This window comes from Streptomyces drozdowiczii (assembly GCF_026167665.1).
Classification (GTDB): Bacteria; Actinomycetota; Actinomycetes; order Streptomycetales; family Streptomycetaceae; genus Streptomyces; species Streptomyces drozdowiczii_A.
The window spans coordinates 1162574-1176007 of record NZ_CP098740.1; the positions used below are offsets into that span (position 1 = coordinate 1162574).

At 72.8% G+C, this 13434-nt stretch carries 7 protein-coding genes and 1 pseudogene; 2 read left to right on the top strand and 6 right to left on the bottom strand.

Annotated elements, in window-relative coordinates:
- The first annotated feature begins 91 nt into the window (after window positions 1-91).
- Window positions 92-1132 carry a hypothetical protein gene (locus tag NEH16_RS05230; protein WP_265539636.1) on the top strand — a complete coding sequence of 347 codons (1041 nt, stop codon included), beginning with the start codon at window positions 92-94 and terminating at the stop codon, window positions 1130-1132.
- A gap of 148 nt (window positions 1133-1280) precedes the next feature.
- On the top strand, window positions 1281-2510 hold the full coding sequence (locus NEH16_RS05235) for an MFS transporter (RefSeq protein ID WP_265539638.1): 1230 nt from the start codon (window positions 1281-1283) through the stop codon (window positions 2508-2510).
- 53 nt (window positions 2511-2563) lie between these two features.
- On the opposite strand, the gene NEH16_RS05240 is transcribed toward NEH16_RS05235, so the two are convergent.
- From NEH16_RS05240 to NEH16_RS05265, 6 genes and pseudogenes are all read right to left on the bottom strand, one after another.
- On the bottom strand, window positions 2564-6322 hold the full coding sequence (locus NEH16_RS05240; RefSeq protein ID WP_265539639.1) for a S8 family peptidase: 3759 nt from the start codon (window positions 6320-6322) through the stop codon (window positions 2564-2566).
- Window positions 6323-6431: 109 nt separating this feature from the next.
- Window positions 6432-7583 carry an XdhC family protein gene (locus tag NEH16_RS05245; protein WP_265539642.1) on the bottom strand — a complete coding sequence of 384 codons (1152 nt, stop codon included), beginning with the start codon at window positions 7581-7583 and terminating at the stop codon, window positions 6432-6434.
- Between the two features lie 28 nt (window positions 7584-7611).
- Window positions 7612-9069 (bottom strand): NCS2 family permease, encoded by a 1458-nt coding sequence (locus tag NEH16_RS05250; protein ID WP_073966039.1) that lies wholly within the window; start codon window positions 9067-9069, stop codon window positions 7612-7614.
- 270 nt (window positions 9070-9339) lie between these two features.
- Window positions 9340-11723, bottom strand: a pseudogene (locus NEH16_RS05255) (xanthine dehydrogenase family protein molybdopterin-binding subunit).
- Between the two features lie 3 nt (window positions 11724-11726).
- Window positions 11727-12323 carry a (2Fe-2S)-binding protein gene (locus NEH16_RS05260; protein ID WP_018100576.1) on the bottom strand — a complete coding sequence of 199 codons (597 nt, stop codon included), beginning with the start codon at window positions 12321-12323 and terminating at the stop codon, window positions 11727-11729.
- Window positions 12324-12325: 2 nt separating this feature from the next.
- A complete protein-coding gene (locus NEH16_RS05265; protein WP_073966041.1) occupies window positions 12326-13216 on the bottom strand; it encodes an FAD binding domain-containing protein in 891 nt (296 codons plus the stop codon).
- Window positions 13217-13434: the final 218 nt, after the last annotated feature.

Consider the following 13434-nt stretch of genomic DNA (forward strand, 5'->3'; position numbering starts at 1 on the left):
TCGGGGACGGGGCGGTGAACGCCGCCGACGTTACCGGCGGCGGGCCGCCCCGGCTTGACGCCGAGCCGGACCGGCGCGTAGGTGTCGGGGCATGAGACTCGGAGAGGCGCGTGCCGCCGCCGCGCACTGGGTGGCCGCGCACGCCCGCCCCGCGCCGGGCTATCTGGGGGCCTACTTCAGCGGGTCCACGGTCGGGCGGCCGGACGACGCGGAGCTGCCGGTCTCCTCGGACGTGGACGTGGTCGTGGTGACGGAGGGGGCCGAGGCGCCGGCGAAGCCCGGCAAGCTGCTGCACCGGGGCGCGCTCCTGGAGATCACCTACGAGCCGTGGTCGCTGCTGGCCGACCCGGAAGCGGTGCTGGGCGCGTACCACCTGGCGGGCGGCTTCCGCCGGGACACCGTCATCGACGACCCCACGGGGCGGCTGCGCGCCCTGCACACGTACATCGCGCCGCGCTTCGCCCGGCGGGACCAGGTGCGGCGCCGGTGCCTGGACGCCCGGCACCGCGTCGAGAGCCGGCTCGCCGCCCTCGACCCCACGGGGCCGTACGCCGCCCGGGTGCTGGGCTGGCTCTTCCCCACCGGCGTCACCACCCACCTCCCGCTGGTGGCCGCCCTGCGCAACCCGACCGTCCGGCTGCGCTACCCCGCCGTGCGGGACGTGCTGACCGCGTACGGGCAGGAGGCGCTGTACCCCGAACTGCTGGGGCTCCTGGGCTGCGCGGAGGTGTCCGCGCCGCTGGTGCGGCACCATCTCGACGCGCTGACACGGACGTTCGACGCCACGGTCCCGGTCGCGCGCACGCCGTTCTTCTTCGGCAGCGACCTCACGGAGCGGGCGCGGCCCGTCGCGGTCGACGGCAGCCGGGAGCTGATCGACCGGGGCGACCACCGGGAGGCGGTGTTCTGGATCCTGGCGACCTTCGCCCGCTGCCACACGGTGCTGGCCGTGGACGCGCCCGCGCTGCACACCGCCCGGCTCCCGGCCTTCCGGGAGGCGGTCGCCGATCTCACCGGCATCACGCGCACCGGGGACCTGCTCGCCCGCCGCGACGAGGTGCTGCGCTTCGTGCCCCGGTTGTGGACGGTCACGGAGGAGATCCTGGCGGCCAACCCGGAGGTCGTCGAGTAGCGGTGCGCTCTGCTACCTTGCCCGCGTGTCTCTTCCTCGTGCGTAGGACCCCGTCGAGACCGCGCCCGGCGTACCGGGTGCGGCGCTCCGGTGTCCCCGCATGCCCGTGGCGCGGTGAGTCCGCGCCACCTTCCCGAGGAAGACCATCGTGTCCACTCCTTCGTACGCCGCTGTCCTGCGCGTGCCGCACGCCGCGCGCGCCTTCGCCGCCGCGCTGACCGGGCGGCTCTCCTACGGAATCGCCCCGCTCGCCCTGCTGCTCGCCGTCAAGGACGCCACCGGCTCCTACTCGGCCGCCGGCACCGTGATGGCCCTGTTCGGGGCCGCCAGTGTGTTCCTGTCCCCCGCCCGTGCCGGGCTGATCGACCGGTACGGGGCGCGCCGCGCGCTGCCGCCGATGGCCGGTCTGTACGCGGTGCTGCTCACCGCCCTCGCCCTGGTCACCTGGCGGCCGGGCGCGCCCCCGCTGTTCCTCGGGGTCCTCGCCACGGCGGCGGGGGCCTGCACACCGCCGCTCGGCCCGGTCATGCGGACGCTGTGGAGCGAGCTGGTCCCCGACCGGGAGCTGCTGCGCCGCGCGTACAGCCTGGACGGGGTCGCGGAGGAACTGCTGTACGTCTCCGGGCCGTTGCTGGTGGGCGTCGCGGTGACGGCCACCGGGCCGGCCGTCGCCGTGCTGGCCGGTGCGGTGCTGATCGCGGCCGGGGCGGGGGCGCTGGTGACCTCGCCCGCCGTGCCGCGCGGGAAGCCGGACCACTCCGCCGGGGCGGACGGCGGAGCCGCCCCCGGCCTGCGGCTGAGCACCGTGCCCCCACTGCGGCGCGCCGTCCTGGTGACGGCGGCCGTGGGGCTCTGCCTCGGGGCCCTCGACCTGCTGGCGGTGGCCCTGACCGAGGCGATGCAGCGGGCGTCGGCGGTGTCCTGGGTGCTGGCCGCCCTGTCGGCGACGAGCGCGGTGGGAGGACTGGCCTACGGGGCGCTGCGGTGGCGGGCCCCGCTCGGGGTGCGGCTGCCGGTCATGGCCGCCGGGCTCGGCGCGGCGGTGGCGGCGGCCGGTCTCGCCGGCAACGTGTACGTGCTAGCCGCCGTGGTCGGCGCGGCCGGGCTGTTCGTCGCGCCGGCGCTCACCACCGCGTACCTGATCGCGGACGAGTCGGCGGACGCGGCCCGGCGCACCCGGGCGGGCGCCTGGGTCAACACCGCGTTCAACGCGGGCTCGTCGGGCGGCACGGCGGCGGTGGGGCTGCTGGTGGACCGGCTGCCGCTCGCCCTGTGCTGCGCGGTGGCGGCGGCCCCGGCGCTGCTGTGCGCGGCGGCGGTCCTGGGCACTGGTGTCCGGCGGGCCCGGGCCGGGACGGAAGCGGTGGACGCGGTCTGACGCACGGAGGCGGCCGTCCACCCCGGGGGGGATGAACGGCCGCCTCGCGCACGTTACTTCAGGCCGAACGCCCGGATGATCTCCTGGTCCACCGCGAGGCCGCCGGCGGCCTCGGCGTGGGCCTTGAGCGAGACCGCCGTGGCGCCCTTCTTCGGGGTCTTGAACCGGGCGGTCCAGGAACCCGTCCGGTCCTTCTTGAGCGACACCGCGCTCCAGGTCTTCCCGTCGTCGTAACTGACCGACAGGGAAGCCTTGGTGGCCTTCACCGCGCCGTCCAGCCACTCCTGCGTGGTGGACGAGAGACCGATCTCGGTCCACTTGCCGGCCCGGACGTCACCGGCGAGGTCCGTGGCGACGTCGTAGTCGAGCTGGAGCATCGGGATGTCGACCTGGTACGGGCCCTCGGGGTCGAGGGCGCCCGAGACGAACGACCACTCCGAGTGGGTGCGGACCGACGTCTTCCAGGTGTCCGCGTCGCGCGAGGCGTCGAGGACCAGGCGGTAGGGCAGCTTCTCGTCGGGCAGGTCGCCGATGTAGCCGGCGCGGCCCGGGGACTCGTCGAGCAGCTTGTCGCCCTGGTAGACGGCGACCTTGCCGGTGTCGTACTCCTTGTCCGGCATGGAGCCCGAGTGGCCGGCCCCGCCGTCCGTCCAGGGGGTGATGTTGTACTGGATGTCGCCGTACTGGGAGCGGTTGGGGCCCCAGAAGGCGGTGCCGAGGCGCGGCCGGGTGACGGGCGCGAACCACTGGGCCTTGTTGGTGGAGCCGGCCCGGTAGTCCATCTCGCCGCCGCGCTCCTCCAGCGCGGTGTCGGTGCCCTCGGCGTTGAACTGGGAGTGGTTCTCGTACCAGAAGGAGTCGCCCGGCAGCGGGTTGACCCACTCGGTGCGGGTGCCGGGGAACTTCTCGTACTCGTCGAAGCCGAGCCCGGGGCCGTACTCGGGGATGTCGTAGCGGAAGCCGCCGCCGACGACGTCCTGGTGGCCGTAGAAGGTGTTCTCGATCTTCGCCAGGTCACGGGTGGCCGGGGCGAAGGCGAGCGAGCGGTCCGGGACGGTGCCGTTGTGGCGGTCGACCAGGTCGTAGACGTAGTCGGCGAACTTGTGCTGCTCGACGGTCAGTTTCCTGCCGCGCTGGGCGGCCCTGATCAGGCTCTCGCCGGCGATCCGCTGGACGGTGGCGACCGGCAGGGCGAGCGTGGTGCCGTACTCGCCGTAGGACTCCATCAGCCGGCCGTCGCCCTGGTTGACGACGAACAGCGCCTTCGCGCCGGCCGCGACGGCGGCGGCGACCCGGTCGGCCGGGGCCACCGTGTCGCTGCTGCGGATCACGACGGCCTTGCCCCTGGCGTCCAGGTGCTTGTACTCGGCGGCGGAGCCGGTGCCCGCGTAGACACCGCGGAGCTTGGCGCGGCTGTCCTCGGCGACCGGGGAGCCGTTCTGCACGGTGGCCGGGACGTCCCGGCCGTCGGCGGTCAGGTCGAGCAGCTTCTCGCCCTGGCGCCAGCGGGTCAGGAAGGAGAAGTCGCCCTGGGTGACCTTCTTGGTGGGGGCCGCCCACAGCTGGTCGTACGTCAGCGGGATCTGGTACGCGTCGCGCTGGACGGTGCCGTCGGGTGCGGTGCGCGCCATGTCGTACCGCAGCTGGCGGGTCTCGGTCTCCTTGGGCGTGCGCACGCTGATCCTGCGGGCCTTGGAGGCGTCGAGGGTGGCCGTGACCGGCTTGTTCAGGATGATCTCGGGGGCCGCGAGGAAGGCGATCGCCTTGGAGTCGGCGGTGTCGCCCTTGATGTCGGCGGCGGTCCAGGCGGTGTAGTTGCCCGGGGGCAGCCGCAGCGTGGTCTCGCCGGACACCGCGACCGGCGACAGGTTCGGGTCGCCGAGGGCGCCGAGGACGACGGTGCCGTCCATGGGCTTGCCGGAGCGGTCGCGGAGCCGGAGCGTGAGGTCGTAGAGCTCCTGCTCCTTGTTGAGCGCGAAGCCGGTGTGCGCGACGACGGCGCCGGAGGCGTCCTTGGCGACGACCTGGCCGGAGAACGTGGTGCCCGCGTCCACCTTCGACGGGTCGAGCGTGAGGACGGCCTCGGCGGTGGAGCCGGCCGGGACGGTCAGCCGCTTCACGGAGAGCGTGTACGCGTCCGACGCGCTGTCGGTCGCCAGGTCGAGGGTGACGTCGGCGGTGCCGGTGTTGCGGTAGGTGAGGGTGCGTTCGGTGACCGGGTCGGAGGCGCTGTGCGGCCAGTCGTACGCGGCGACCGCGACGGAGCCCGTGGCCTCGACGGTCGTGTCGATCGCGGCCTTCACGTCGAGGCGGCCGGTGCCCTGCTCGTACGGGGTGTAGTCGGGCAGCACCTTGGACGAGGTCATCAGCGCGTCCTTGATGCGCTGGCCGGACCAGTCGGGGTGGCGCTGCTTGACGATGGCGGCGGCGCCCGCGACGTGCGGGGTGGCCATCGACGTACCGGACATCGACTGGTACATGCCCTCGATGCCGGGGACCGACTGCGAGGCGGCGGCGTTGATGTCGACGCCGGGCGCGGACAGGTCCGGCTTCAGGCCGTAGCTGCGCACCAGCGGGCCCATGGACGAGAAGTCGGCGCGGCCGTCCTGCTTGTCGACGGCGGCGACGGTGAGCGCCCGGTCGGCGGAGCCGGGCGAGCCGATGGTGCCGGCGCCGTACGCGTTGCCGGCGGCGATCACGAAGAGCGGGCCGCCGTCCGCGGAGAGGGTGTTGACGGCCTGGGACATGGGGTCGGTGCCGTCGTCGGCGACCGGTGAGCCGAGGCTCATGGAGACGACGTCGGCGCCCTCCGCCTTGGCCCACTCCATCGCCTCGATGATCCCGGAGTCGGCGCCGGAGCCCTCGTTGCTGAGGACCTTGCCGACGAGCAGCCCGGCCTCGGGGGCGACGCCCTTGTTGACGCCGTCGGACGCGGCGCCCGAACCAGCGATGGTGGAGGCGACGTGCGTGCCGTGGCCGTTCTTGTCGTCGACCTCCTCGCCCGGGACGAAGCTCTTCGTCTCCAGGATGCGGTCCTTGACGTCCGGGTGGTCCTCGTCGATGCCGGTGTCCAGGACGGCGACCTTGATGCCCTTGCCGTCGTAGCCCTCGGCCCATGCCTGCGGGGCGTTGACCTGCGGCACCGAGTCCTTGAGCGCGGCCTCGGCGCGGCCGTCGAGCCAGAGCTTGGCGATGCCGTTGTCCAGCGAGCGGGCCGTGGCGGTGCGCGCGATGTCGTTCCAGAAGGCGCGGGCGGTGTCCTTGCCGGCCTTGAGCGCGGCGCCGTGGATGGACTCCAGCTGCCGTACGGACGTGCTGCCGCGCGGGGCGACGGGCAGCGAACGGGCCTTGGACGCCGGGTAGGTCGCGATCAGCGGGATGCCGCCGGTCCTCTTGTCGTCGTAGCCCATCTTCGCGAGCGCCGTGACGTTGAAGAGGCGGCGGTCCAGCTTGCCGGCGGCGAGGAGGCCCTGCGCCTCGTCGGGCAGGACGTAGACGTCGTCCCCGGCCTGCTGGACGTGGACCCCGCCGGTGGCACCCTCGGGGCGGTCCACGGTGACGGTGTCCTGGTTGCCCGTGCCGTCGGTGTAGTGGACGACGTCGCCGGTGACGAGGGTGATGTCGTAGCGGTGAACCGGCTTCGCGGCGGGGGTGGTTGCCGCGGTGGGGGAAGCGGGGGCGGCGTAGGCGGCGCCCGTGACGGGCAGCAGCGCGCCGCTCATCAGGGCCGCGGCGGTGGCTATGACGAGGGTGCGTCGCCCGGCGCGTGCGGGTCTCGCCCGGCCGGTCGCGGTGGAGGGGGAGAAAGTCATGGGTGATGATCTACCGGTAAACCCGCCGCCGTGGGACGGTCCGCGCCTGGCGCGAATGTGCCGTGGCGGCTAACCGCCGGTGGTGGACGCCCCGCCTCCGAGGGCTGCTTCAGGCCACCGAGCCGATGCGGCCCGCCGGGGGCAGCCCGCCGGGGTGGTGGATCGGGGTGTGCGCGCCGGTCAGCGGTGCGCCGCTGCCGCCGCGCCGCACGGCGACGATCTCGGCGGCGATGGACAGGGCCGTCTCCTCGGGCGTACGGGCTCCGAGGTCGAGCCCGATCGGCGAGTGCAGGCGGGTCAGCTCCAGCTCGGTCACCCCGGCCTCGCGCAGCCGTTCGTTCCGCTGGAGGTGGGTGCGGCGGGAGCCCATCGCGCCGACGTACGCGACGGGCAGCTTGAGCGCCGCCTCCAGGAGGGGCACGTCGAACTTGGCGTCGTGCGTGAGGACGCACAGGACCGTGCGGGCGTCCACCGCGGTTTCGGCCAGATAGCGGTGCGGCCAGTCCACGACCAGCTCGTCGGCGTCCGGGAAGCGGGCCTCCGTCGCGAAGACGGGCCGCGCGTCGCACACCGTGACGTGGTAGCCGAGGAACTTGCCGGCCCGGACCAGGGCGGCGGCGAAGTCGATGGCCCCGAACACGATCATCCGGGGCGGCGGCACGCTCGACTCCACGAGCAGCGTGAGGGGCTGCCCGCAGCGCGAGCCGTCGGCGCCGATGGTGAGGGTGCCGGTGCGGCCCTGGTCCAGCAGGGCGCGGGCCTCGGCCGCCGCGGTGCGGTCCAGCTCGGGGTGTCCGCCGAGCCCGCCCTCGTAACGGCCGTCGGGGTGGACCAGGAGCGGCCGGCCGAGGAGTTCGGCGGGCCCGTCGGTGATCCGGGCGACCGCTGCCGCCTCGCCGCGTACGGCGGCGGCGAGGGCGGCGGCGTACACCGGGCGGGCGGGGTCGTCCGCCCGGACCGGGGTCACCAGGATGTCGATGACGCCGCCGCAGGTCAGGCCGACCGCGAAGGCGTCCTCGTCGCTGTAGCCGAAGCGTTCGAGGCGGGTCAGCCCGTCGTCCAGCGCCTCCTGGCACAGCTCGTACACGGCGCCCTCCACGCACCCGCCGGAGACCGAGCCGATGGCCGTGCCGTCCCGGTCGACGGCCAGCGCGGCCCCCGGCTGGCGGGGCGCGCTGCCGCCGACGGCGACGACGGTGGCCACGGCGAAATCGCGTCCCTGCCCGGCCCAGCGGTCGAGCTCTTCGGCGATGTCCAGCATCTCGGTCTCCTTGGCGGGTGGGGGCGGGTCAGCTGACGCCGAGCCAGCTCTCGATCGGGTGCAGGGCGAAGTAGACGACGAAGATCACCGTCAGGCCCCACATGAACGCGCCGACCTCGCGGGCCCGGCCCTGGGCGGCCTTGATGGCGACGTACGAGATGACGCCCGCCGCCACACCGGTGGTGATGGTGTACGTGAACGGCATCAGGACCACCGTAAGGAACACCGGGATGGCCACGGAGCGGTCGCTCCAGTCGACGTGCCGGGCGTTCTGCATCATCATCGCGCCGATGACGACGAGAGCGGCGGAGGCCACCTCGGCGGGCACGATCGCGGTGAGCGGGGTGAAGAAGAGGCAGGCGGCGAAGAACAGGCCGGTGACGACGGAGGCGAGGCCGGTCCTGGCCCCCTCGCCGACGCCGGTCGCGGACTCCACGAAGACCGTCTGCCCCGAACCGCCGGCGACACCGCCGATGGCCCCGCCGGCGCCGTCGATGAACAGCGCCTTGGACAGGCCCGGCATCCGGCCCTTGTCGTCGGCGAGCCCGGCCTCCGTACCGACGCCGATGATGGTGGCCATCGCGTCGAAGAAGCCGGCGAGCACCAGGGTGAAGACGATGAAGCCGACGGTCATCGCGCCGACGTCGCCCCAGCCGCCGAAGTCGACGTCGCCGAAGAGCGAGAAGTCGGGCGAGGAGACCGCGGAGCCCTTCAGCTCCGGCGGGCCGCTGCTCCAGATCTTGGGGTCGACGTCCGCGGCCTTGTTGATGACGACGGCGACCACGGTGCCGACGACGATGCCGATGAGGATCGCGCCGGGGATGTTGCGGGCCTGGAGCATGAAGATCAGCAGCAGGGTGACCGCGAAGACGAGGACGGGCCAGCCGGCGAGTTCACCGGCCGGGCCGAGGGTCACCGGGGTCGCGGTGCCCTTGCCGACGAAACCGGCCTTGTAGAGCCCGATCAGGGCGATGAACAGGCCGATGCCCATGGTGATGCCGTGCTTCAGCGGGAGCGGGATCGCGTTCATGATCAGCTCGCGCAGCCCGGTGACCACCAGGAGGCAGATCACCACGCCGTACATCACGCACATGCCCATGGCCTGCGGCCAGGTCATTTCGGGGGCGACCTGCGAGGACAGGACGCCGGAGACGCTGAGGCCCGCGGCGAGCGCGAGCGGGACCTTGCCGACGAAGCCCATGAGCAGGGTGGTCGCCGCCGCCGCGAGCGCGGTGGCGGTGATCAGCGCGGGCTGGCTGAGCAGATTGCCGTCGACGTCCTTGCCGCCGAGGATCAGCGGGTTGAGCAGAAGGATGTACGCCATGGCCATGAAGGTCGTGACACCGCCGCGCACTTCCCGGGCCACGGTCGAACCGCGGTCGGATATGTGGAAGTACCGGTCGAGCCACGATCTGCCGGCGGGGACGCGCGAGCCGGGGCCCGCGTCCTCCGCACCGGTCTTCGGCTGCACTGACTGCTGGGTCATGATGCCTGACTCCCAAGGTTCACAGGGGCACCCGCGATGAAGAATCGAAATGCGGGATTTGGGATGACTGCGCTGGCGGCACGACCCGGGGGACGGCCCGAGACGAACTGTTCATGCAGGAAGGGACGGAACGGGTGGTGCTGTTCCGGTGCGGGGGGTGCGGGGCCGCGAGCGGGGCGGGACCCTGGGCCTCCGGGCGGTGCGGGCCGGGAAGTGTGACGTTCGCCTGTGGCGCGCACCGCCCGGAGAGCGGTGGGGGCGGAGCCCCGGTCAGACGCCGGTGAGGTGTTCGGGCCGGACCGGCGTCCGGTTGAGCTCCAGACCCGTCGCGTTCCGGATCGCCGCGAGGACGGCCGGGGTGGACGACAGGGTCGGGGCCTCGCCGATGCCGCGCAGCCCGTACGGGGCGTGGTCGTCGGCGAGTTCGAGCACGTCGACCGGGATGGTCGGCGTGTCGAGGATGGTGGGGAGGAGGTAGTCCGTGAAGGAGGGGTTGCGCACCTTCGCGGTCACCGGGTCGACGATGATCTCCTCCATGACGGCGATGCCCATCCCCTGGATGGTGCCGCCCTGGATCTGGCCGACGACCGACAGCGGGTTGAGCGCCTTGCCGACGTCCTGGGCGCAGGCCAGTTCGATGACCTTGACCAGGCCGAGTTCGGTGTCGACCTCGACCACCGCGCGGTGCGCGGCGAAGGAGTACTGGACGTGGCCGTTGCCCTGTCCGGTGCGCAGGTCGAAGGGCTCGGTGGGCCGGTGGCGCCACTCCAGCTCGATGTCGATCGCCTCGTCCTCCAGGACGTCCGCGATGTCGGCCAGCACCTCGCCGCCGTCGGTGACGACCTTGCCGCCCTCCAGGAGGAGTTCGGCGGTGGCCCAGGCGGGGTGGTAGGTGCCGAGCTTGCGGCGGCCGAGCTCCAGGAGCTGTTCGCGGACGGCCTCGCAGGAGTTCTTGACCGCGCCGCCGGTGACGTACGTCTGACGGGACGCGGAGGTCGATCCGGCGGAGCCCACCTGCGTGTCGGCGGGGTGGATGGTGACCTGCGAGACGCCGAGTTCGGTACGGGCGATCTGGGCGTGCACCGTGACGCCGCCCTGCCCGACCTCGGCCATGGCGGTGTGGACGGTCGCGACGGGTTCGCCGCCGATGACCTCCATGCGGACCCGGGCGGTGGAGTAGTCGTCGAAGCCCTCGGAGAAGCCGACGTTCTTCAGGCCGACCGCGTAGCCGATGCCGCGTACGACGCCCTCGCCGTGGGTGGTGTTGGACAGGCCGCCGGGCAGGGCGCGGACGTCGGGGTGCTCGCCGGCGCTCTCCCACTGGCGCTCGGGCGGCAGCGGCATGGCCTTGACGCGGCGCAGCAGTTCGGCGACCGGGGCGGGCGAGTCGACCTGCTGTCCGGTGGGCAGCAGGGTGCCCTGCTCCATGGCGTTGAGCTGCCGGAACTCGACCGGGTCCATGTCCAGCTCGGCGGCCAGCTTGTCCATCTGCGCCTCGTAGGCGAAGCACGCCTGGACGGCGCCGAAGCCGCGCATGGCGCCGCACGGGGGTTGTTGGTGTAGAGGGCGATGGCCTCGATGTCGACGTTGTCGATGACGTACGGGCCGACGGCCAGCGAGGAGGCGTTGCCGACGACGGCCGGGGAGGCGGAGGCGTAGGCGCCGCCGTCCAGGACGATGCGGCACTTCATGTGGGTGAGCTTGCCGTCGCGGGTGGCGCCGTGCTCGTAGTGGAGGCGGGCCGGGTGGCGGTGGACGTGCCCGAAGAAGGACTCGAAGCGGTTGTAGACGATCTTCACGGGCTTGCCGGTGCGCAGGGCGAGCAGGCAGGCGTGGATCTGCATCGACAGGTCCTCGCGTCCGCCGAAGGCGCCGCCGACGCCGGAGAGCGTCATGCGGACCTTGTCCTCGGGCAGGCCGAGGACGGGCGCGATCTGACGCAGGTCGGAGTGGAGCCACTGGGTGGCCACGTACAGGTCGACACCGCCGTCCTCGGCGGGTACGGCGAGGCCGGACTCGGGGCCCAGGAACGCCTGGTCCTGCATGCCGAAGTAGTAGTCGCCCTTGACGATCACATCGGCCCGGGCCTCGGCCGCGTCCGCGTCGCCGCGGACGATGGGCTGGCGGTGGACGATGTTGGGGTGCGGCACATGGCCGATGTGGTGGTCGTCGCGGCCCTCGTGGATGAGGGGCGCGCCGGGGGCGGTCGCGGACGCCTCGTCGGTGACGACGGGCAGCTCGCGGTAGTCGATCCGGATCTTCGCGGCGGCGCGGCGGGCCGTCTCCGGGTGGTCGGCGGCGACGAGTGCGACGGGCTCGCCGTGGTGGCGGACCCGGCCGTGGGCGAGGACGGGGGTGTCCTGGATCTCCAGGCCGTAGTTCTTCATCTCGGCCGGCAGGTCGTCGTAGGTGAGGACCGCGTAGACGCCTGAGGTGGCCAGCGCCTCGGAGACGTCGATGGAGACGATCTCGGCGTGCGCGACGGTGGAGCGCAGGGTGTGGCCCCAGAGCATGTCCTCGTGCCACATGTCCGAGGAGTACGCGAACTCGCCGGTGACCTTCAGGATGCCGTCGGGGCGCAGCGTGGACTCGCCGATGCCGCCCTTGGTGCGGCTGCCCTGGTTGATGTTGGTGGGGGAACCGGTGACGCCCATGGCTCAGACCGCCTCTTCCGCGCGGGCGGCCGCCAGGCGGACCGCGTCGAGGATCTTCTCGTAGCCGGTGCAGCGGCAGAGGTTGCCGGAGAGCGCCTCGCGGATGTCCGCGTCGGACGGCTGCGGGGTGCGCTCCAGGAGCTCGTCGGCCGCGACCAGGAGGCCGGGGGTGCAGAAGCCGCACTGGACGGCCCCGGCGTCGATGAACGCCTGCTGGATCGGGGACAGCTCCCCGGTGTCGCGGGTCTCGTCGCCCGCGGCGGGCTCGGCCTTCCAGCGCTTGGCCCGGTCCAGCGAGGTGCCGCAGGCGCCGGAGGCGCAGCCGGTGCCGGGGTGGGCCTCGGCGCGGTGGGCGGCGAAGTCGGCGAGACCTTCTACGGTGACGACGTCGCGGCCCTCGACCTGGCCGGCGGCGACCAGGCAGGAGCAGACCGGGACGCCGTCGAGGCGGACCGTGCAGGAGCCGCACTCGCCCTGCTCGCAGGCGTTCTTGGAGCCGGGCAGGCCCATGCGCTCGCGCAGGACGTAGAGGAGGGATTCGCCCTCCCAGACGTCGTCGGCCTCGTGGCGGCGGCCGTTGACCGTGAAATTGACGCGCATGATCAGGCGGCTCCTTCGGTGCTGCGGCCGTTGCCGCGGTAGGACTCCCAGGCCCAGCCGAGGGTGCGGCGGGCCATGATGCCGACGGCGTGGCGGCGGTAGCTCGCGGTGCCGCGCACGTCGTCGATCGGGTTGCAGGCGCCGGCGGCGAGCGTGGCGAACTGCTGGGCGACGGACGGGGTGATGATGGTGCGGCTGTCCCAGAACCCGCCCTCCTCCAGCGCGGCGTTCAGGAATTCCTCGGCCTCCTTCGCCCGTACGGGTGTCGGGGCGGCCGATCCGATGCCGGTGCGGACCGTGCGGGTCTCGGGGTGCAGGGCGAGGCCGAAGGCGCAGACGGCGATGACCATCGCGTTGCGGGTGCCGACCTTGGAGTACTGCTGGGGCCCGTCGGCCTTCTTGATGTGCACGGCCCGGATCAGCTCGTCCGGTTCGAGGGCGTTGCGCTTGACGCCGGTGTAGAAGGCGTCGATGGGGATCATCCGGCTGCCGCGTACGGACTCGGCCTCCACCTCGGCGCCGGCCGCGAGCAGGGCCGGGTGGGCGTCACCGGCCGGGGAGGCGGTGCCGAGGTTGCCGCCGACGCCGCCGCGGTTGCGGATCTGCGGGGACGCGACGGTGTGCGAGGCGAGCGCGAGTCCGGGCAGCTCGGCCCGCAGGTGCTCCATGATCTGGCTGTACGGGACCGAGGCGCCGAGCCGCACGTTCTCCTGGCCCACCTCCCACTCGGTGAGGTCACCGATGCGGTTGAGGTCCAGGAGGTATTCGGGGCGCCGGTGGTCGAAGTTGATCTCGACCATCACATCGGTGCCCCCGGCGATGGGCACAGCCGTCGGGTGCTCGGCCTTGGCGGCGAGCGCCTCCTCCCAGCTTGCGGGGCGAAGGAAGTCCATGGTGGCTCTCTTCTTCTCAATCGGGTTTTCACGCTGGGCTGGGTGACGGCCGGCCCTCGAACTTGTTCATGTCTTGTTCACGCGGTGTGTGGCCCAGTACACAAGCCCTGCTCCACCTGGTGCAGTCACCGAACCCATGAAGCGGTTGGCTGGTCTCCGCTCATGTCTTGTAGATTCGAACGAATGGTGGGACCCAACAGCCTCACCGCAACACCCAG

What these genes read in the sequence shown, in the direction of transcription:
- NEH16_RS05265 (WP_073966041.1), bottom strand. Translation starts at nt 13,216, where the DNA reads ATGGACTTCCTTCGCCCCGCAAGCTGGGAGGAGGCGCTCGCCGCCAAG.
- NEH16_RS05245 (WP_265539642.1), bottom strand. Translation starts at nt 7,583, where the DNA reads ATGCTGGACATCGCCGAAGAGCTCGACCGCTGGGCCGGGCAGGGACGC.
- NEH16_RS05240 (WP_265539639.1), bottom strand. Translation starts at nt 6,322, where the DNA reads ATGACTTTCTCCCCCTCCACCGCGACCGGCCGGGCGAGACCCGCACGC.
- NEH16_RS05230 (WP_265539636.1), top strand. Translation starts at nt 92, where the DNA reads ATGAGACTCGGAGAGGCGCGTGCCGCCGCCGCGCACTGGGTGGCCGCG.
- NEH16_RS05250 (WP_073966039.1), bottom strand. Translation starts at nt 9,069, where the DNA reads ATGACCCAGCAGTCAGTGCAGCCGAAGACCGGTGCGGAGGACGCGGGC.
- NEH16_RS05260 (WP_018100576.1), bottom strand. Translation starts at nt 12,323, where the DNA reads ATGCGCGTCAATTTCACGGTCAACGGCCGCCGCCACGAGGCCGACGAC.